The sequence below is a fragment of the Citricoccus sp. genome (assembly GCF_035445025.1).
Lineage (GTDB): Bacteria > Actinomycetota > Actinomycetes > Actinomycetales > Micrococcaceae > Citricoccus.
Genome location: NZ_DAOMPX010000020.1, coordinates 22,537 through 42,502, shown reverse-complemented (window position 1 = coordinate 42,502; position 19,966 = coordinate 22,537). Strand labels below are relative to the sequence as shown.

Here is a 19,966-nt window from a genome sequence, read left to right as displayed (position 1 = left end):
CGTGCATGCTTGATTGAATGGTGAGTCGCCGTCCACCGACGGCGACCCCGTGTTGCGGGCGCCGACCGTGCCGACAGCAACGATGCCAACCCGAAGGAACTGCATGATCTCGATCCGTGACCTGCGCAAGGTCTACCGGCAGGGTGAGCGTGAGGTGGTGGCCCTGGACGGGATCGACCTCACCGTGCCCACCGGTGCCGTGCACGGCATCATCGGCCATTCCGGTGCCGGCAAGTCCACGCTCGTGCGCTGCCTGACCCTGCTGGACCGCCCCACCTCCGGTTCCGTGTCGATCGACGGGTCCGACCTGTCCACCGCCGCCGACCGTGACCTACTGCAGGCCCGGCGCCGGATCGGCATGGTGTTCCAGCACGCGAACCTGCTGGACTCGCGCACGGTCCTGGGCAACGTGGCCTACCCCCTGGAGGTCACCGGTCAGGACAAGGCCGCCCGCACCGCCCGCGCCCGCGAGCTGTTGGGTCTCGTCGGACTCGAGGACTACGAGTCCTCCTATCCCTCCCAGCTCTCCGGCGGCCAGCGCCAGCGGGTGGGCATCGCCCGCGCCCTGGCCTCCGACCCCCGCGTGCTGCTCTGCGACGAGCCGACCTCGGCACTGGACCCCGCGACCACGGACGGCATCCTGGAGCTGATCCGCGACCTGTCCGACCGGCTCGGGCTGACCGTGGTGGTCATCACTCACGAGATGCACGTGGTCAAGAAGATCTGCACCTCGGTGTCCCTGCTGGACCGGGGCCGGATCGTGGAGGGCGGTGCGCTGACCGAGGTGGCGTCCGACCTGGGTTCACGGCTGTCCGCCGCCCTGCTCCCACTCCCCGAGGCCGCCCTCGACACCGCCGGGTCCCTCGTGGAGGTCCTCGGTCAGGGACCGGCCGCCGACGTCCCGGTCAGCGCGGTCATCAAGGACCGCTTCGGCCACGGCGTGCGTGTCCTCGCCGGTTCGGTCGAGGACCTCGCCGGCGTGCGCTTCGCCCACCACCTGCTGGCCCTGCCGGACGGTGCGGACGACCGGACGGACGGAACGGAAGCCGTCGTGGCCTTCCTCGAGCAGAACGGCTACCGGGCCGCCCAGCGGACCCGGACCCAGGTGGAGACCGCCCAGGGCACCGCCCAGGACCTTGGAGGTGCACAGTGAACTGGTTCCAGGAACTCCTGGCCAACCCCGCCCTGACCGAGGCCCTGCCCGAGGCGCTCGTCGAGACCCTCGTGATGGTCGGCATCGCCGGCGTCTTCACGCTGGTGATCGGCCTGGCCCTCGGCGTCATCCTGCACGTCACGGCGCCCGGTGGCCTGCGGCCGGTGTCCTGGCTGCACGTGCTGCTGTCCGCGGTCATCAACGTCACGCGCTCGATCCCGTACGCGATCCTGATGGTGGCGCTCATCCCCTTCACGGCCTGGCTCGTGGGGACCTCGATCGGCCCGATCGCCGCGTGCGTCTCGCTGACGATCGGCACGGCCCCGTTCTTCGCGCGGCTGGTGGAGACCTCGCTGCGCGAGGTGCCCTCCGGGACGGTGGACGCGGCCCGGGTGATGGGTTCCACCCGCGGCCAGATCGTGCGCAAGGTGTTGCTGCCCGAGGCGATGCCCGGGCTGGTCGCCTCCATCACCACCACGCTCGTCATGCTCGTGGGCTACTCCGCCATGGCCGGCCTGATCGGCGGTGGCGGCCTGGGACGCCTGGCCTACAACTACGGCTACCAGCGCTTCGACACCGCGGTGATGATCGCGACCATCGTCATCATGGTGATCCTCGTCCAGCTCATCCAGTGGGTCGGCGACCGGATCGTCCGCGCCGTGGACCATCGCTGACCTCCCTCCCCCATCCCCGCATCAATCCGAAGGAAACCCGATGACCAAGAACACCTCCCCGCTGCGCCGTCGTTCGCTGCTCGGTGCCGGTGGCCTGCTGCTGGTCGGCGCGCTGGCCGGCTGCGGTGCCGGTGGCGGCGACGCCTCCCCGTCCGCGGACGCCACCCTGGACCCGGCCAACCCGGTGGTCCTGAAGGTCGGCGCCAACCCTGTCCCGCACGCCCAGATCCTGGAGTACGTGGACGAGAACCTCACCGAGGGCACGGGAATCGACCTGGAGATCCAGGAGTTCGATGACTACCAGTTGCCCAACGTCTCCCTGGACGAGGGCTCCTCGGATGCCAACTACTACATGCACGAGCCGTTCTTCGACTCCCAGGTCGAGGAGAAGGGGTACGAGTTCGAGCACGGCGAGGGCATCCACATCGAGCCCTACGCGGCGTTCTCCGAGAAGCACGACTCGGTCGAGTCCATCCCGGACGGCGCCACCGTCGCGATCACCAACGACCCCGGCAATCAGCCGCGGGCCCTGAAGATGCTCGAGTCCGCCGGGCTGCTCTCGGGCATCGAGGACGACTCCGCCGCCCTCACCCTGTCCGAGGAGCAGAACCCGAAGGGGCTGACGTTCGAGGAGAACCAGCCGGAGATCCTGGTCCAGATCGTGAAGGACCCGGCGATCGACCTGGCCATCATCAACGGCAACTACTTCATCCAGGCCGGCATGACCCTTGACGACGCCCTGGTGGTGGAGGACATCTCCGGGGAGAACCCGTACGCGAACTTCCTGGCCTGGCGCGCCGGTGAGAAGACCGCCGCCATCGAGAAGCTGGAGGAGCTCCTGCACTCCCAGGAGGTCAAGTCCTACATCGAGCAGACCTGGCCCGGCGGGGACGTCACCCCGGCCTTCTGACCGCAGGCACGAAGGGCCGGTACCCCGCGGGGTACCGGCCCTTCGTCATCCCCGGGACCGGGCCGGCGTCGGGGATCCCGACGCCGGCCCCACCCGCGGGGGCGGCCTCAGGATCCCGTGGCGGGCTGGGCCTGCGCCGCGGCCCGCGCCGCGTGCGGCAGGGCCGCGGCGATCCGCTCCATGGCGGCGTCGTCGTGCGCGGCCGAGACGAACCAGGCCTCGAATACGCTCGGCGGCAGGTAGACCCCGTGGTCGAGCATCGCGTGGAAGAACGGGGCGTACCGGTGGACGTCCTGGGCCTGGGCGTCGGCGTAGTCGTGCACACCGCGCTCCGACGTGCCGAAGGCGACCGAGAACAGCGTCCCCGCCCGCTGGATCGAGTGGTCCACCCCCGCCTCGTCGAGCGCGCCCACGAGCAGGTCCTCGAGCTGCCGCGAGCGCAGGGCGATCGTCGCGTAGACGTCCTCCGTCGCGTTCTGCAGGGTGGCCAGGCCGGCGGCCATGGCCACCGGGTTCCCCGAGAGCGTCCCGGCCTGGTAGACGGGTCCGAGCGGTGCCAGCAGGTCCATGACCTCGGCGCGGCCGGCGACGGCGGCCGTGGGCATCCCACCCCCGATCACCTTCCCGAAGGTCCACAGGTCCGGGGTCCATCCCTCCGGCTTGCCGGACAGTCCCCAGTAGCCGGTGTCCGAGGCGCGGAACCCAGTGAGGACCTCGTCCCAGACCAGCAGCGCACCGTGGCGTTCGGTGATCTCGCGCAGGAACCGGTTGAATCCCTCGGCGGGGGTGACCACGCCCATGTTGCACGGGGCGGCCTCCGTGATGATCCCGGCGATCTGGTCACCGCGTGCGGCGAAGGCCTCCTCCAGGGCGGCACGGTCGTTGTAGGGCAGGACCAGGGTCTCGGCGGCCTGGGCCCCGGTGACGCCGGCGGATCCGGGCAGGGCCTGGGTGGCAACGCCGGAACCGGCGGCGGCCAGCAGGCCGTCCGAGTGCCCGTGGTAGCAGCCGGCGAACTTCACGATGAGGTTCCGGTTCGTGGCCCCGCGTGCCAGCCGCACGGCGGTCATGGTCGCCTCGGTGCCGGTGGAGACCATGCGGACCCGGTCCACGGGGACGCGCGACGCGATCAGGGCCGCCAGCCGCGCCTCGTCCGGCGTGGAGGCGCCGAAGGACAGCCCGGCGTCCACGGCACGGTGCACGGCGTCCACCACGGCGGGGTGGTTGTGTCCCAGCAGCATGGGCCCCCAGGAGCACACCAGGTCCACGTACTCGTTGCCCTCGACGTCCGTCAGGTAGGCACCCTGGGCCCTCACCATGGCCCGCGGGGTGCCCCCCACGGAGCCGAAGGCCCGGACCGGGGAGTTCACCCCGCCGGGGATGACGGTACGGGCCGCCTCGTAGATCCCCGCGTTGGTGGACGGCGACGGGGCGCCGGCGCGTGCCTGCCCGGTGGTCCCGGTGGTCTCCGTGGTCTCCGTGGTCTCCGTGGTCTCCGTGGTCTCCGACATCAGAGCCTTCCCTCCTTGATCCAGCGGGCCAGTTCGCTGGCCCAGTACGTCAGCACGCTGTCCGCCCCGGCACGCCGGATGGACAGCACGGACTCGATGATCGCCTGGTCGCGGTTGATCCAACCGTTGGCGGCGGCGGCCTCGATCATCGCGTACTCCCCCGAGATCTGGTAGGCGGACACCGGCACGTCGGAGACCTCGGCCACGTCCCGCAGGATGTCCAGGTAGCTCATGGCCGGCTTGACCATGACGAGGTCGGCACCCTCGTCCAGGTCGAGGGAGACCTCCAGCATGGCCTCGCGCCGGTTGGCGGGATCCATCTGGTAGGTCTTGCGGTCGCCGGTCAGCTGGGAGTCCACCGCCTCACGGAAGGGGCCGTAGAACGCCGAGGAGTACTTCGCGGCGTAGGCGAGGATCGCGGTGTCCTGGTGGCCGGCGTCGTCCAGGGCCTGGCGGATGACGACCACCTGGCCGTCCATCATGCCGGAGGGGCCGACCATGTCGGCCCCGGCCTCGGCCTGGGCCACGCCCATCCGGCCGTAGATCTCCAGGGTCGCGTCATTGTCCACCACGCCGTCCGCGGTGAGCACGCCGCAGTGGCCGTGGTCGGTGAATTCGTCCAGGCACAGGTCCGACATCACCACGAGGGAGTCCCCGACCTCCTGCTTGACCGCCCGGATGCCGGCGTTGAGCACGCCGGCAGGGTCGAGGGAGGCCGAACCGGTGGCGTCCCGGGTCTCGGGGACGCCGAAAAGCATGATGCCCCCCAGGCCCAGCTCCGCGGCCTCGGCGGCGGCGGAGCGCAGGGAGTCCTGGGTGTGCTGGACGACCCCCGGCATGGACTGCAGCGGGATCGGCTCGGTGGCACCCTCCCGGACGAAGACCGGCAGGATGAGGTCGGCCGGGTGGATCCGGACCTCGGCGACCAGCCGGCGCATGGCGGCGGACTGGCGCAGGCGGCGCGGACGGTGGGTGGGGAAGGACATGGATTCCTCTGGGCTCGACGGTGGTGCCAGACCAGTCTAGTGAGCCATGGGGTTTTCCTCTCCCGTGCCGCCCCGATCCGGAGGCCTCGCCACGGACGGGTCCGGCGGACCCGGGGCCAGTAGGGTGAGGGGCATGACCATCTCCTCCAGTGCGACCACCCGCATCGCCGTGCTCATCGACTGCGACAACGTCTCCGCCACCCACGCCGGCGCCGTCCTGGAGGAACTGGCCACCTACGGAACGCCCACCATCAAGCGCGCCTACGGTGACTGGACCACCAACCAGCTGGGCGGCTGGAAGAACGAGCTGAACCGGCTGGCCGTCCAGCCGGTCCAGCAGTTCTCCTACACCACGGGAAAGAACTCCACGGACTCGGCGCTGATCATCGACGCGATGGACCTGCTGTGGATGGGCAACGTGGAGGCGTTCGCGCTGGTGTCCTCCGACTCGGACTTCACCCGGTTGGCCACCCGGTTGCGCGAGTCCGGCAAGCGCGTGATCGGCCTGGGTGAGCGCAAGACCCCGGCGTCGCTGCGCAATGCCGTGGACCAGTTCATCTACCTCGAGCTGCTCGGTGACGGTGAGTCCACCGGTGCCGCCGAACCCTCGACCGGCGGTTCGACCGGCCGGAGCCGGAGCCGCAGGGCCCAGGCGGCGGCCGGCACCGGCTCCGTGGCCGATGTGCCCGCGGTATCGGGTGTCCCCGCGGCGGCGGCGCCGGACGGCGGGATCCGCGGGACCGGAGAGACGACCGGCACCGGTGAGGCCCCCGGGACCGAGGAGACGAACGGCGCCGGCGAGGCCGAGGCGCCGCGGATCAACCTGGAGAGCGCGCTGGTCAAGGCGGTCAACGCCACGAGCAACGACGACGGCTGGGCCGGACTGAGCCGGGTCGGCCAGCACCTGAGCCGCGCCCACGTGGACTTCGACCCGCGCGACTTCGGCCACCAGAAGCTCAGCACCCTGGTGGCCGAACAGCCCTACCTCGAGCACCGCACCGAGGGCGGTCACATGCAGGTCGCCCTGAAACGGCGGGCCGGCCGCAGGTGACGGCCCGGCGCCGCGGGTCACCGGCTGACGGGACCGGTCCGCGGACCCCGGACCGGGCGGAGGTTCCGTGGGCGGGGGTCCTGGGTCAGGGTGAGCGCGGGGCCGGCTGACGGCCGAGCACCGCCAGCAGCCCGGCGGCGTCCGGGCTGGCGGCGGTGCCGATCAGCTCGATCCCGGCCCTCTCGGCGGCCCGCCGGGTGGGCTGGCCGATGGCCACGAACCGGACACCGGCGGGTCCTGGTCCGTCCGGGTGGCGGGACAGTTCCCGGACGGCGCTCGGGCTGGTCAGCACGACGACGGCGCCGGACAGGTCCGGCAGGCCCACCACCGCTCCCCCCGGACCGTCCGCCGCGGGGGCGCGTCCCGTCCCGGCCAGCAGGCGGCGCTCCGGCGCCGCCGGGTACGGCACCGTACGGTAGGCCTCCACCCGCTGCACGTCCCAGCCGCGGGACCGGAGCGCCGTGGCCACCTCGTCCGTGGCCAGGGCCGACTGGGGCAGGAACACCCGCGCCGTCTCCCGGGAGCCCCCGGCCCCGCGGGCGGAGGCCGCCCCCGGTGCGGCCGGGAACCCGGCGATGATCCCCGCGGCGGACGCGTCGCCGTCGGGCATCCAGGGGGTCGCGGGGCATCCGGCCCCGGCCAGCACGCGGGCCGTCCCCGGTCCGGTCACGGCCACCCGCGTGCCCGCCGGCACGGATCCGTCCCAACCGGCCCGGACCAGCGAGCGCACGGTGTTGGGACTGGTCGCGACCAGCCAGGCGTAGCCCCCGGCACGCAGCCGGTCCACGGCCGCGTGCAGGTCCGTGAGGTCGGCCGGCAGTTCGAAGTCGGTCAGCGGCAGGAACCGGACCGTCCACCCGGCCTCGCGCAGCCCGGCCTCCACGTCCCCGGCCTGGGCGGGCTGGCGCGTCATGACGACCCGTCCGGTCACGAGCACCGTCCCGGCATCCGTGTCAGCGGTCGGCCGGGAGCAGGTCCGCGCCGTCGGCCAGCAGCGCCTCGGCCACCTCGATGCCCAGGGCCCGGGCCGCCGCGAGGGTTTCCTCGTCCGGTGCCCCGTCCTCGAACCGGATCCGCACGGCGGGCAGCTCCACGGAGGCGTGCTTGCGCAGCACCCGGCTGCCGTCGGTGGCGGCCACCACGGCGTCCAGCACCAACCGGGCCGGGTCCTTCTCCACGCGGGCCAGGGCGCCGATGGGTGCGGCACAGCCAGCCTCGAGGCGTTCGAGCAACCCGCGCTCGGCGGTGACCTGCAACCGCGTGACGGGGTCGTCGTACCCGGCCAGCGCCTGGGCCAGGGCGTCACCGGCATCGGCGGTCTCCGGCCGGCACTCCACCGCCAGGGCACCCTGGCCGGGCGCCGGCAGCATCACGGTCGGCGCGAGCCGCTCGGTGATCGCCCACTGCATCCCGATCCGGTCCAGGCCGGCGCAGGCCAGGATCACCGCGTCCAGGTCGCCCCGGGGGGAACCGGCCGCGGCGGGTGCATGGTCGTCGTGCTGTTCCAGTCCCGGCACCCGGGCCAGTCGCGTCTGGACGTTGCCGCGGATGTCCACGACCCTCAGGTCGGGGCGGACGGCCAGCAGCTGGGCCACCCGGCGCGGGGAGCCGGTGCCCACCGTGGCCCCCTCGGGCAGCTCGGCCAGTGTCAGCCCGTCCCGGGCGCACAGGGCGTCACGGACGTCCACGCGCGGCGGAACGGCGGCGATCCGCAGCCCGGCGGGCTGGGCGGAGGGCAGGTCCTTGAGCGAGTGCACGGCCAGCTGCACGTCGCCGTCGAGCACGGCGGCGCGCAGCGCGGAGGCGAAGACACCGGTGCCACCGAGAGAGGCCAGGGACCCGGTGGTCACGTCCCCCTCGGTGCGGATGATCCGCAGCTCGTACTCCAGCCCGGACCCGACGGCCAGCGCCTCGGCCACCGTGGTGGTCTGGGTCCGGGCCAGGTTCGACCCGCGGGTGCCGACGGTGAAGCCGGTGTCTGCACCACTCACGCGGACGGCACCCCCACCTCGGAGTCGACGGCGGCCACGGTGGGCCGCACGGTCCCGTCCCGCATGACCTTGACGCAGCAGTTGGGCCGGCAGACGTCGTACCACGGGCCGAAGCAGCCGACGGCGGCGCGGCCCTCGCGGGTGCCCAGCCGCTCCTCGACGATGTCTACCAGGCCGGACACGAACGAGGGGTGGGTGCCCGGCGTCGGGGTCCGGCGGAAGGCCAGCCCGAGCTCCTCACAGGTCTCCCGGGCCTCGGTGTCCAGGTCCCAGACGACCTCCATGTGGTCCGAGACGAAGCCCAGCGGGATGACCACGACGCCGGCCAGCGGCTCCGTGCCGTCCTCGCCGGACCGCGCAGCCAGCTCCTCGATGGCGTCGTTGATGTCCGGTTCCAGCCACGGGACGTGCGGGGCGCCGGAGCGGGACTGGTAGACCAGCGACCAGTCGATGCCCTCGGCCTCCGGCACGAGCCTGAGGACCTCCTCGGCCACGTCCAGGTGCTGGGCGGAGTAGACGTCCGCGCCGTTGCCCTCTCCGGGCTTCAGCCCGGTCCTCTCCTGCAGCTCCGCGGCCAGCGGACGCGGGCCGGCGGCCTCGGCGTCGGCAGTGGGGATGGAGTGGGTGGCGAAGAACAGGTGCAACCGGCCCCCGGCCCGGCCCGCCTCGGCGAGATCGGCACGGATCTCGGCCAGCCCGGTGCGCAGTCCCTCGGCGAAGGGCTCCACGAAGCCGGGGTGGTTGAAGTACTGGCGGACCTTGTCGGCCTCGAGCTTGCCCTCCAGGCCGGTGGAGCGCAGGGCCATCCCCAGGTCCTCGCGGTACTGGCGGCAGGAGGAGTAGCAGGAGTAGGCCGAGGTGGCCACGGTCAGCAGCCGGCGGTGGCCGTCGGCGTAGATGCGCTCCAGCGTCTCGGGGACGTAGGGGTCCCAGTTGCGGTTGCCCCAGTAGACCGGCAGGTCGATGCCGCGGGCGGCCAGCTCCGCCTCGATCGCGGCCTTCAGCTCGCGGTTCTGCGCGTTGATGGGGCTGACCCCGCCGTTGGCCCGGTAGTGGGTGGCCACCTCCTCGAGCCGCTCGTCCGGGATGCCCCGGCCCCGGGTGACGTTGCGCAGGAAGGGGATCACGTCGTCCTGGCTCTCGGGCCCGCCGAAGGAGGCCAGCAGCACGGCGTCGTAGGCCTTGGGCGCCATGACCCCGTTCTCGTCGTACCCGGTGCGCGGGTCGAAGGACTGCCCGGCGGTTCCGGTGGTGTTCTCGCTCATCAGGCCAGCACCTCTGCGATCTCGGCCGAGGAGATCAGGCGTCCGGTGTAGAACGGGACCTCCTCGCGCACGTAGTGACGGGTCTCGTTGTTGCGCAGGTGGCGCATCATGTCCACCAGGTGGTTCAGCCTCGGCGCCTCGAGCCCGAGCAGCCACTCCCAGTCGTTCAGGGCGAAGGCGCTCGTGGTGTTGGCCCAGACCATGGGGAAGTCCCGGCCCAGCAGCCCGTGGTCCTTCAGCATCCGGCCGCGCTCGGCCGGCTCCAGGGTGTACCAGTCGTAGGAGCGGACGAAGGGGTAGAAGCACAGCCACTTCAGCGGCTCGCGGCCCATGGCGAACGCGGGCACGTGGTCCTTGTTGAACTCGGCCATCCGGTCCGAGCCCATCGCGGACAGCACGATCTGCGTCCCGGCCAGCAGCTCGGTCCGGCGCAGGGTCCTGATGGCCGCCTGCAGGTCCTCGGGGACGTGACCGTACATCCACACCATGACGTCCGCGTCGGCGCGCATGCCGGAGACGTCGTAGGTGCCCCGGACCGTCACGCCGCGCTCGGCGAGCCCGGCGACCGCGGCGTCGAACTGCTTCACCGCCCGCTGGCGCTCGGCCTCGGTGTGTGCCCCGCCCTGGCCGGACCCGTTCCGGGCGAAGACGGTGTAGGTGGTGAACCACTCGACGTGCTCGGCGCTCCCGGCCTCGGGGTCCGCTGCTGCCTGGTTCTCGGTCATCGTCACAACTCCTGTGTTGTCACCGTGTGGCGTCGGGCACGTGCGGTGCACCGCGCTGCCGTGGTCGTTGCCGCGCACCGGCTTCTACAGCCGGTAGAACGGCGTGTCCAGCCTACCCCTCAGGTCTCGCCCGCACCGATCCGGCGCCGGACGTCCCCCACGACGGCGGCCAGTCCGGTCCCTGCCAGCCAGGCGCCGACGGCGTCCAGGCCGTCCTGCCCGTCCAGCCAGTCCCGGACGCTGCGCACCGCCGCCCGGTGGGCGGTGGTCGCCGCGGGCAGGGCGGATCGCCAGCGCACGACGAAGGAGTGCACCACCGCGCCGGCCAGGTCCACGCCGGTCAGCGTGGTCGCGTCGGTCACGGCCCGGGCCAGCAGCTCCCGGTCGCCGGTGCCGTATCCCGGGGTGGAGGCGTCCGGGGCGTCCGTGACGCGACCGTAGGACAGGCGCAGCACGTGCCGGTGCGGTGCCGTCCGGACCCAGTCCCACTTGGCGGTCACGTGGGTCATCGCCTTGGCACCCACGACGTCGGCCGGCACCTGCGGGGAGACCAGCAGGCCGGTCCCCCGCGGGGCGGCGTCGAGCCCGGCGGCGTCGGCCACCAGGGTCACCAGGGCGACCCCGGCCCCCTCGGCCGGGCGGTCCGCCTCGGTCAGGGCACCGCCGGCCACGGGGGCGAGCAGGTCCCAGGCGGCCGGCCCGTCGGTGGCGAGGACGACGCGGCCGGCGGACAGGGTCTCGTGCGTGCCGTCCTGCGTGCGCGCCGAGACGGTCCACCCGTCCGCGGCACGGTCCAGCCCGGTCGCGCGGACCCCGGTCCGGACCGAGACCCCGGCGTCCCGCAGGGCCTGGGCCAGGGCCGCGGTCAGGGTGTTCATCCCCCCGCGCAGGGAGGCCACGAGGGCACCGGGCGGGGCGGCGGCGCGCCGGGCGGCCACCGCCCGGGCCAGCGACCCCTCGGCCACGAGCGCCTCCAGCAGGCCCGGGGCGACGGTCCGCAGGTCGAGGGTGTCCGGGTCTGCCGAGTGCACTCCGGCGACGACCGGCGCCACGAGGACCTGCAGCACGCCCTCGCCCATCCGGTCCCGCACCACCGCCCCGACGGTGACCGGGCCGCCGTCGCGCAGGGCCCGCTCCCAGCGCCCCACCGGCAGGGCGAGGTCCCGGCGCGCCCGTTCCAGCGCGTCGGCCCCCAGGGCCTCGGCGACCTCGGGGGCGTCGAGGTCCCCGGGGATGCCCAGGATCCCGACGCGCGGCGAGCGGACGGCCCGCCCGCCGCCTCCGGCCGGGCCCGGCAGGTACATCCACGAGCCCACGGGGTTCGGGCTCACGACGGCGTCGGAGAGCCCGAGCTCCTCGATCAGTCCGCGCACGGCGGGGGTGCGGACCGCGAACGACTCGGCGCCGGCGTCGAGGACCAGTTCCGTGCCGTCCGGCAACGGGGCGCGGACGGGCGCGACGCAGCCCCCGAGGGTGGCCGTGGCCTCCAGCAGGGTCACCTCGTGCCCGGAACGGGCCAGCTCCCAGGCGGACAGCAACCCGGAGATCCCGCCGCCGACGACGACGGCCCGTCTAGGACCGCGGTGGCCGTCGTGCGCCTCGGTGCCGGACCTCACGGCTGCAGCGAGTGGATGAGCCCGACGACCCGGGTCAGGACCTCGGGGTCCGTGGTCGGCGGCACGCCGTGGCCGAGGTTCACGACGTGCCCGGGGGCGACCCGGCCGGTCTCGACGACCTCGCGGACGTGTGCCTCGAGCACCTCCCAGGGAGCGGAGAGCAGTGCGGGGTCGATGTTGCCCTGCAGGGGCACCGCGCCGCGGCCGTCCGCTCCCGGGCTGGCCTGCAGGCGGCGATGGGCCTCGTCCAGGGGGAGCCGGTAGTCGACGCCCACCACGGAGGCGCCGGCGTCGCGCATGGCGGGCAGGATCTCCCCCGTGCCGGTGCCGAAGTGCACGAGGGGCACCCCGGTCTCACCGGACAGGTCCTGGACGTGGGACAGGGCCCGGGCGGAATGGGGCTGGACGTACTCCAGGTAGTCGGACAGGGAGAGCGACCCGGCCCAGGAGTCGAAGAGCTGGCCGGCCGAGGCCCCGGCCTCGATCTGGGCGCGCAGGAACCGGCCCGAGGCGTCCGCGGCCCATGCGGCCAGCGCGTTCCAGGTCTCCGGGTCGGCGTGCATCATGGTCCGCGGGCCCAGGTGGTCGCGCGAGGGGCGGCCCTCGACCATGTAGGCGGCCACGGTGAACGGCGCCCCGGCGAAGCCGATCAGGGGGGTGGAGCCGAGTTCGGCCACGGTCAGCCGCACGGCCTCGCGGATGGGTTCCAGGGCCTCGTCCGTCAGCTCGGGCAGGGCCGCGACGTCCTCGGCGGTGCGCACGGCGGCGCCCAGGACGGGACCGGTGCCGGGCACGATGTCGACGTCGACGCCGGCCAGCTTCAGCGGGATGACGATGTCGGAGAAGAAGATGGCGGCGTCCACGTCATGCCGGCGCACGGGCTGCAGCGTGATCTCCGAGGCCATCGCGGGCCTCAGGCAGGACTCCAGCATGTCGGTGCCCTCACGCAGGGCACGGTACTCCGGCAGGGAACGCCCTGCCTGGCGCATGAACCACACCGGCTTCCGGGACGGGGTACCGCCGCGGTAGGCGGTGATCAGCGGTGACGACGCCGTCGAGCGGGCGGGGTCCGTGGTGATCAGCGGGTGGTCGGCGGGCAGGGCGGTGGAGGAAGGCATGGCGCCCATTCTTCCATCGAACCCGCCCGTGTTTCCGCTGACCGGCAGGTCCGGTGGCCCCCCATGCTCTACAGGCGGTAGAATCGCTCGCATTGTGACTTTGTTTTCCCTGGTTGCCTCGCACACCGACCTTGACCTCGACACGGTGGCGCAGCTGAGCAACGGCACCGACGAGGTCGCCTCAGCCATCCCCACCTCGACCGCCCAGGGGGCGGTCGTGCTGGCCACCTGCAACCGGGTGGAGATCTATGCCGAGGCCCCGGACGAGGGATCCGTGGACCAGGCCCGCCAGGAGCTCGTCGAGGCCATCGCCCGGGGATCGGGCCTGTCCACGGACGCCGTCGCCTCCTCGTTCCGGACCCTCGCCGGTGACGCGGCGGTCCGGCACCTGTTCGAGGTCGGCGCCGGGCTGAAGTCGGCCGTCGTGGGAGAGCGCGAGATCGCCGGCCAGGTCCGGCGCGCGCTCGGCACCGCCCGGGAATCCGGCACCGCCACCGGGACCCTGACCAAGCTCTTCGAGTCCGCCACCCGCACCGCCAAGGACGTGGGCACGCACACCGCCCTGGGCACGGCGGGCCGCTCGATCGTCTCCGTGGCCCTGGACCTGGCCACCAGCATGCGGGCCGGCACCTCGGTGGTCGGCGCCCAGCGTTTCTGGCAGGACGCCAACATCCTGCTGATCGGCACCGGGGCCTACGCGGGGACCACGCTGGCCCAGCTGGCCGATCGCGGCGCCGCCAACGTGGGCGTGCACTCGTCCTCGGGCCGCGCGGAGGCCTTCGTCGCCGACCGTGGTGGCTGGGCCCTGGCCCTGGGGGGCGAGAAGATCCACGGGGCCATCGCGGAGGCCGACGTGATCATCGGCTGCTCCGGTGGTGACCGGCGGCTCGAGGCCGAGACCCTGCGGCGCCTGCGCGAGGGTGTCACCGCCCGGTTGACCGTCCTGGACCTGGCCCTGACCCATGACTTCGACCCCGCCATCGCCGACCTGCCCGGCGTGGACCTCATCACCCTGGAATCGGTGAAGATGGCCGCGCCGGAGGGACAACAGGCCGCCCTGACCGCCGCCGCGCAGCTCGTGGACGGCGCAGTGGACGGTTTCCTGCAGGAGCGCAAGTCCCGCAGCGCCAATGAGGCCATCGTGGCCCTGCGCCGGCACACGCAGCGGGTGCTGGACTCCGAGATGCAACGGGTGCGCAGCCGGCACGGGTGCACCGCGGCCGCCGAGGAGGTCGAGTTCGCCCTGCGTCGCATGGTCCGGCAGATGCTCCACGAGCCGACCGTCCGCGCCAAGGAACTCGCCGCCGAGGGTCGCCTCGACGAGTACGAGAACGCACTGAACGTCCTCTTCGGCCTGGACGTCTCGCCCTCCGCTGCGAACGGCGCCCCGGGGTCCTGCCCGGTCGGCGACCCGCGCGAGGACGCCCTGCCGGACGCCCTCGCCGCCTCGCCCCGGATCGCCTGACCGGCCCCGACGACCGGCGTTCCCCCACCGTCCTACCGGCCGGTAGACTCCTCGACACCGTCCTGACCGGGCGTACCCGTGCAGAAAGGCCTCACCGTGACCTCCAGCCCCATGCGCCAGTCCCGGCTGCCCCGCGAGGAGCGGCGGCGCCAGCTCCTGGAGGCCGCGCAGCAGGTCTTCGTGGAGCACGGCTACCACGACACCTCCATGGACGACATCGCCGTGGCGGCCGCCGTCTCCAAGCCGGTGCTCTACCAGCACTTCCCCGGCAAGCACGAGCTCTTCCTGGACCTGATGGACACCCAGCTGACGCTCCTGCAGGGCGCCCTCTCCGACGCGCTGGGGTCGACCACGGACAACAAGGAGCGGGTCCTGGCCACCATCAGGGCCTGCTTCCAGTTCGTGGACCGGCCGGACCGTGCCTACCGCCTGATCTTCGACTCCGGGCTGAACAACGACCCCGAGGTCGCCGGCCGGGTCGAGGAGATGGACCACCGCTTCGCCACGGACATCGCCGAGATCATCGCCGCGGACACCCGGCTATCGCGGGAGGAGGCGCTGCTGCTGGGCCACGGCCTGGCCGGTCTCGCGCAGTCCGCGTCCCGCCACTGGGCCGGGCAGGCCGGCCAGGAGGGACGCCCGGACCTGGAGAGCGCCGCGGACCTCGCCTTCCGGCTGGCCTGGCGTGGCATCAGCCGGTTCCCCAAGGAGGGCTGACCGGCCGGCGGCACGTTACGCCGCCAGCCGAAGAAACGGCGCATCCGCCCGTCGAGCGCCGGTTTTCGCCTAGTCTGGCGACGTAAGAGCAGCCCGGCCGTCCCCCCTGGACGGCCCGTGACCTACTGAAGGAGACCGCCATGGAGATCCGCATCGGCGTGCAGAACGTGGCCCGCGAAGTCGTCATCGAATCGGACGCCAGCAACGAGGACGTCGCCCGCCTGGTCTCCGACGCCATCTCCGACGGCGGCATGCTGCGGCTGAAGGACACCAAGGGCCGCCTGGTCATGATCCCCGCCGGCATCATCGGCTACGTGGAGATCGGCACCGAGGCCGCCCGCCCCGTGGGCTTCGTCGCAGCCCCGAGCGCCTGACCTAGCCGTCGGCGTCGTCGCCGGTGTCGTCCTCGCCGCTGCACAGGCACACCCGGTTGCCGTCCGCGTCGGTGTAGATCCACCAGCGCGGGGCGAAGGTGGCGTCCTCGCGCTGGTCTCGTGAGCGTTCGGTGAGTGCGGCGCGCACCGGGTCCCAGCCGTCCCGCGGGCCGTTGACGTCCACGTGCATCGGGCGGGGGTCCGGGGTGTCGGTCCGCTGGAACCAGAGCCCCGGCCCGCGCCCCCAGGGATCCCGCAGGTCTCCGGTCCGCTCGTTCCTCCGGTACCCCAGGGCCGTGGTCCAGAAGTCCTCCAGCGCTGACGGGTCTCGGGTGTCCAGGGCGAGGTCGTAGGTACGGTTCTCGGCCGGCACCGGCGTGGCCCCGGCGTCGGCGGCCAGTTCGGAGATCCTCCGGGCCAGCCGCACGTCCCGCTTGGTCACGGCACCGCCGGCGTCATGGCTGGACGAGTCGATGAACAGGTGGTCGTACCGCCAGTCCAGGTCCGGGTGGTGGTCGAGCTCCTGGCACACGGCGGCGATGCGGCCCATCAGGTCCACCGCGGCGGCGCTGTCCGCGCATCGGTAGGCGGTGTAGATCCCGGTGTTCCGGCGCCGCCAGTCCGGCAGCCCGGACAGGGCGTCGTCGAGTTCGGCGGTGGTGAGGATTCCCTTGCCAGTCATGCACCCCACCGTGCCGTCCACCCCCGCGATCGGTCAACGACCTGCAGGCCACGAGGGCCCGCCGGAATGCCCCGACCCGCCGGTAGGGTGTGATCCGTGGCCTACTACCATCTGGACCTCGCCCGCTCCGCCGCGCAGACCGAACTGGCGCGCAGCCTGGCCGCCCTGCGCGAGGAGTTCGACCTGCCCACCGCGTTCTCGCCCGAGGTGCTGGACGAGGCCGAGCGGGCCGCCGCCGCCGTCGTGCGGTCGCTGCCGGGGAACGACCGGACGGACCTGCCGCTGGTGACCATCGATCCGCCCGGGTCCACCGATCTCGACCAGGCCCTGTACATCGAGCGCGGGGCCGAGGGACATCCGGACGGGTTCACCGTGCACTACGCCATCGCGGACGTCCCGGCGTTCATCGCCCCGGGTGGTGCCCTGGACGCCGAGACCCTGCGGCGCGGCCAGACGATCTACCTCCCGGACGGACGCGTGCCCCTCCACCCGGAGGTGATCAGCGAGGACGCCGGTTCGCTGCTGCCGCGAGTGGACCGCGGGGCGTACCTGTGGACCTTCGCCCTGGACGCCGACGGCGCCGTGGTGGACACCGCCCTGGAACGGGCCACCGTGCGCAGCCGCGAGCAGCTCACCTATGAGCGGGCCCAGGCCAGGATCGATGCCGGCCCGGGCAGCGCCGACGACGAGACCGCCACGTCCCTGGCCCTGCTGAAGCAGGTCGGGATCCTGCGTACCCGTCAGGAGGCGGCGCGGGGCGGGGCCAGCCTGAGACTTCCCGAGCAGGAGATCACGGTCACCGATCACGGTTACGAGGTGCTGACCGCTCCCCCGCTGGAGGTCGAGGACTGGAACGCTCAGGTGTCCCTGCTCACCGGGATGGCCGCCGCGCGGATCATGCTGGAGGGCGGGATCGGCCTCCTGCGCACCATGCCGCCGGCGGACGCGGATTCCATCGACCGGTTCCGGGCACGCACCCGCGCCCTGGGCCACCCGTGGTCCGATCGGCAGTCCTACGGCGAGTACCTGCGCGGGCTGGACATCAGGGACCCGCAGCAACTGGCCATCATGCACGCCGCCACCTCCCTGTTCCGCGGCGCCGGATACACCGCCTTCGACGGTGACGCTCCCGAGATCGCCGTGCAGTCCGCCATCGCGGCGCCCTACGCCCACGCCACGGCCCCGCTGCGCCGCCTCGTGGACCGCTTCGTCCTGGTGACCTGCCTGGCCCTGCGGCACGGCGAGCGGGTCCCGGAGGCGATCCGCGCCATCCTGCCGGCCCTGCCCGAGGCCATGAGGGAGTCCAACCTGCTGGCCTCCCGGACCTCCAACGCCGCCCTGGAACTGGTGGAGGCGGCCTCGCTGCATGGCCTTGAGGGGCAGGAGTTCACCGCCGTGGTGGTCTCCGGACCGGGCCCCGAGCAGGAGGAGAGGGCCCGTGCGCAGGGACGGCTGCCGTGGGGCGAGGTCCAGGTGGAGCACCCGCCCGTGCTGGCCCGCTACGAGGGCTTCGCCGAGGCCGGCAGCCGCATCCGGGTGGTCCTGGTGCGCGCGGACATGGCCACCCGGACGGTGTTGTTCCGGGTGGCCGGCCAGGCCCCGGCCGGGGACGGCGCACACCAGGACGCGCCCGGACCGGTAGACTGATCCCCACCAAGGATGACCGGTCGCACTGTTCATCTGTGTTCACCCTCGTGATCTGACTTACCGGATCCGGCACGCGGCCCCGCCCCGTCAGCGGTGTGGCCCAGCCCGGGTCCCGGGACTCCCCCTCGCGGAGGACGTCCCGGCAACTCCCAGCGATCGGCTCCACCACAAGGACGCACGGCGTCCGGCCGATCCGCGCCGCCCCCACGTGTGGGCGAGCCGCCGGAGTGCACTCGCAGACAGTGCCATCGCACCGGGCCGACGTGCCTGAACGACGGGACCGAACTCCCCCATGACCCCTGAACACAAGATCGCCGCCGACAACGACATCGACACCGAGGACCTGGCCACGGCCTCCCTGGAGACCATCGACGTCGAGGACTCCATCGACATCACCGAGCCCAACGCGCCGCAGCCCGAGAAGTCCTTCGCCGACTTCAACGTGCGCGCCGACATGGTCGAGGCCCTCGCCGAGAAGGGCATCACCCATCCCTTCCCCATCCAGGCCATGACCCTGCCGGTCGCCCTGGGCGGGCACGACATCATCGGCCAGGCCAAGACCGGTACCGGCAAGACCCTCGGTTTCGGCCTGCCGCTGCTGCAGCGTGTCATCGGCCCGGACGAGGAGGGCTTCGACAGGCTGGCTGCCCCCGGTGCCCCGCAGGCCCTCGTGGTCGCCCCCACCCGCGAGCTCGCCAACCAGGTGGCCGCGGACATCACCGCCGCCGCCTCGAAGCGGTCCGTGCGCATCGCCACCATCTACGGCGGCCGGGCCTACGAGCCGCAGATCGAGGAGCTGCAGCGCGGCGTGGAGGTCGTCGTCGGCACCCCCGGCCGCCTGATCGACCTGATGCGCCAGCGGCACCTGAACCTGAAGCTGGTGAAGATCGTCGTCCTCGACGAGGCCGACGAGATGCTGGACCTGGGCTTCCTGCCGGACGTCGAGACCCTGCTGTCCGCGGTGCCCGAGGTCCGCCAGACCATGCTGTTCTCCGCGACCATGCCCGGCCCCGTGGTCGCCATGGCCCGCCGGTACATGACCCAGCCGACCCATATCCGCGCCGCGGACCCCGAGGACGAGGGCATCACCAAGAAGGACATCCGCCAGCTGGTCTACCGCGCCCACCACATGGACAAGGACGAGCTGGTGGCCCGGTCCCTCCAGGCGGAGGGCCGCGGCAAGACCATCATCTTCACCCGCACCAAGCGCACGGCGGCCAGGCTCTCCGACGAACTGGAGAAGCGTGGCTTCGCCGCCGGGTCCATCCACGGCGACCTCGGCCAGGGCGCCCGCGAGCAGGCCCTGCGCGCCTTCCGCGGGGACAAGATCGACGTGCTCGTCGCCACGGACGTCGCCGCCCGCGGCATCGACGTGGACGACGTCACCCACGTGATCAACTTCCAGTGCCCCGAGGACGAGAAGACCTACCTGCACCGGGTCGGCCGCACCGGCCGCGCCGGCAACAAGGGCACCGCCGTGACCCTGGTGGACTGGGAGGACATGCCCCGGTGGACCCTGATCAACAAGGCCCTGGGGCTCGACGTCCCGGAACCGCCGGAGACCTACTCCTCCTCGAAGCACCTCTTCGCGGACCTCGGCATCCCGAAGGGCACCAAGGGCCGGCTGCCCCGGTCGCAGCGCACCAAGGCAGGACTGGACGCGGAGCAGCTCGAGGACCTCGGCGGCCCGGGCGCACCCCGTGGCGGCCGTGAGGGCGGCCGTGGACGCGGCGGACGGGACGGGGCCGACGGCGGCCGGGGGCGTGGACGCTCCGGTGGCCGCGACGCCGAGCGGGGCGGACGCGGCGAGCGCGCCGGACGGGGTGAGCGCGCCGGACGGGGTGAGCGCACCGAGCGTGCGCCGCGCGAGGACGAGCAGGGCACGGAGGCCGAGGGCCGGCGTCGTGACGGCGCGGCGGCAGGGGCCGGTGCCGAGGGCGGTGAGCAGCGCGCGGCCCGCAGCCGCGGCCGCAGCCGGACCCGCACGCGCCGGCGCAACGGCAACGTGGTCGCCGGGGGCGAGGCCGGCCAGTCCGGTGCGCAGCCCGAGGACCGCTGAGGCACCGGTCGCGGATGACGCC

18 protein-coding genes are annotated in these 19,966 nt (G+C 73.0%); 9 read left to right on the top strand and 9 right to left on the bottom strand.

The window, feature by feature from the left end; translation table 11 throughout:
• Window positions 1–103 precede the first annotated feature (103 nt).
• The 3 genes from PLJ28_RS08460 to PLJ28_RS08450 are packed head-to-tail and all read left to right on the top strand — an operon-like array spanning window position 104 to window position 2,737.
• The gene (locus PLJ28_RS08460; protein ID WP_298044639.1) at window positions 104–1,153 is read left to right on the top strand and encodes a methionine ABC transporter ATP-binding protein; all 1,050 of its coding nucleotides are present in this window, start codon (window positions 104–106) and stop codon (window positions 1,151–1,153) included.
• Entirely contained in the window at window positions 1,150–1,827 is a 678-nt protein-coding gene (locus tag PLJ28_RS08455) for a methionine ABC transporter permease (protein ID WP_183526946.1), read from the top strand. Before PLJ28_RS08460 ends, PLJ28_RS08455 begins: the two co-directional genes overlap by 4 nt.
• A gap of 40 nt (window positions 1,828–1,867) precedes the next feature.
• Window positions 1,868–2,737 (top strand): MetQ/NlpA family ABC transporter substrate-binding protein, encoded by an 870-nt coding sequence (locus tag PLJ28_RS08450; RefSeq protein ID WP_183526949.1) that lies wholly within the window; start codon window positions 1,868–1,870, stop codon window positions 2,735–2,737.
• Window positions 2,738–2,844: 107 nt separating this feature from the next.
• On the opposite strand, the gene hemL is transcribed toward PLJ28_RS08450, so the two are convergent.
• Both hemL and hemB read right to left on the bottom strand, forming a co-directional pair.
• Window positions 2,845–4,248: a glutamate-1-semialdehyde 2,1-aminomutase gene (gene hemL, locus PLJ28_RS08445; RefSeq protein ID WP_221243368.1), complete on the bottom strand. Its 1,404-nt coding sequence runs from the start codon at window positions 4,246–4,248 to the stop codon at window positions 2,845–2,847.
• A complete protein-coding gene (gene hemB, locus PLJ28_RS08440) occupies window positions 4,248–5,234 on the bottom strand; it encodes a porphobilinogen synthase (protein WP_298044635.1) in 987 nt (328 codons plus the stop codon). The genes hemL and hemB overlap by 1 nt, the downstream gene beginning before the upstream one ends.
• 133 nt (window positions 5,235–5,367) lie before the next feature.
• Here hemB and PLJ28_RS08435 point away from each other — a divergent pair, with 133 nt between their 5' ends.
• A complete protein-coding gene (locus PLJ28_RS08435; RefSeq protein WP_183526955.1) occupies window positions 5,368–6,285 on the top strand; it encodes an NYN domain-containing protein in 918 nt (305 codons plus the stop codon).
• Between the two features lie 85 nt (window positions 6,286–6,370).
• On the opposite strand, the gene PLJ28_RS08430 is transcribed toward PLJ28_RS08435, so the two are convergent.
• The 6 genes from PLJ28_RS08430 to hemE all read right to left on the bottom strand — a co-directional run bounded on the left by PLJ28_RS08430 (window position 6,371) and on the right by hemE (window position 13,009).
• The gene (locus tag PLJ28_RS08430; protein WP_183526958.1) at window positions 6,371–7,198 is read right to left on the bottom strand and encodes a uroporphyrinogen-III synthase; all 828 of its coding nucleotides are present in this window, start codon (window positions 7,196–7,198) and stop codon (window positions 6,371–6,373) included.
• A 40-nt stretch (window positions 7,199–7,238) separates the two neighbouring features.
• A complete protein-coding gene (hemC, locus tag PLJ28_RS08425; protein WP_183526961.1) occupies window positions 7,239–8,276 on the bottom strand; it encodes a hydroxymethylbilane synthase in 1,038 nt (345 codons plus the stop codon).
• Complete coding sequence (locus PLJ28_RS08420; protein ID WP_502876482.1) at window positions 8,273–9,541, bottom strand: ferrochelatase; 1,269 nt, start codon at window positions 9,539–9,541, stop codon at window positions 8,273–8,275. Before PLJ28_RS08420 ends, hemC begins: the two co-directional genes overlap by 4 nt.
• Window positions 9,541–10,266 carry a hydrogen peroxide-dependent heme synthase gene (gene hemQ, locus PLJ28_RS08415; protein WP_298044632.1) on the bottom strand — a complete coding sequence of 242 codons (726 nt, stop codon included), beginning with the start codon at window positions 10,264–10,266 and terminating at the stop codon, window positions 9,541–9,543. The genes PLJ28_RS08420 and hemQ overlap by 1 nt, the downstream gene beginning before the upstream one ends.
• A gap of 119 nt (window positions 10,267–10,385) precedes the next feature.
• On the bottom strand, window positions 10,386–11,882 hold the full coding sequence (locus tag PLJ28_RS08410; RefSeq protein WP_324590030.1) for a protoporphyrinogen/coproporphyrinogen oxidase: 1,497 nt from the start codon (window positions 11,880–11,882) through the stop codon (window positions 10,386–10,388).
• Complete coding sequence (hemE, locus tag PLJ28_RS08405) at window positions 11,879–13,009, bottom strand: uroporphyrinogen decarboxylase (protein ID WP_298044629.1); 1,131 nt, start codon at window positions 13,007–13,009, stop codon at window positions 11,879–11,881. Before hemE ends, PLJ28_RS08410 begins: the two co-directional genes overlap by 4 nt.
• A gap of 85 nt (window positions 13,010–13,094) precedes the next feature.
• Between hemE and PLJ28_RS08400 the strand changes: the two genes are divergently transcribed.
• The 3 genes from PLJ28_RS08400 to PLJ28_RS08390 all read left to right on the top strand — a co-directional run bounded on the left by PLJ28_RS08400 (window position 13,095) and on the right by PLJ28_RS08390 (window position 15,556).
• A complete protein-coding gene (locus tag PLJ28_RS08400; protein WP_324590029.1) occupies window positions 13,095–14,465 on the top strand; it encodes a glutamyl-tRNA reductase in 1,371 nt (456 codons plus the stop codon).
• Between the two features lie 96 nt (window positions 14,466–14,561).
• Complete coding sequence (locus PLJ28_RS08395; RefSeq protein ID WP_298044626.1) at window positions 14,562–15,182, top strand: TetR/AcrR family transcriptional regulator; 621 nt, start codon at window positions 14,562–14,564, stop codon at window positions 15,180–15,182.
• 140 nt (window positions 15,183–15,322) lie between these two features.
• Window positions 15,323–15,556, top strand: a complete 234-nt coding sequence (locus PLJ28_RS08390; protein ID WP_029139347.1) for a DUF3107 domain-containing protein — start codon at window positions 15,323–15,325, stop codon at window positions 15,554–15,556.
• Window position 15,557: 1 nt separating this feature from the next.
• Here PLJ28_RS08390 and PLJ28_RS08385 read toward each other — a convergent pair whose 3' ends face one another.
• Window positions 15,558–16,238 carry a 4a-hydroxytetrahydrobiopterin dehydratase gene (locus PLJ28_RS08385; protein WP_298044625.1) on the bottom strand — a complete coding sequence of 227 codons (681 nt, stop codon included), beginning with the start codon at window positions 16,236–16,238 and terminating at the stop codon, window positions 15,558–15,560.
• 96 nt (window positions 16,239–16,334) lie between these two features.
• Between PLJ28_RS08385 and PLJ28_RS08380 the strand changes: the two genes are divergently transcribed.
• Together PLJ28_RS08380 and PLJ28_RS08375 are read left to right on the top strand one after the other, a co-directional pair.
• Window positions 16,335–17,885 (top strand): RNB domain-containing ribonuclease, encoded by a 1,551-nt coding sequence (locus tag PLJ28_RS08380; RefSeq protein ID WP_324590028.1) that lies wholly within the window; start codon window positions 16,335–16,337, stop codon window positions 17,883–17,885.
• A 292-nt stretch (window positions 17,886–18,177) separates the two neighbouring features.
• Complete coding sequence (locus tag PLJ28_RS08375) at window positions 18,178–19,944, top strand: DEAD/DEAH box helicase (RefSeq protein ID WP_298044622.1); 1,767 nt, start codon at window positions 18,178–18,180, stop codon at window positions 19,942–19,944.
• Window positions 19,945–19,966 lie beyond the last annotated feature (22 nt).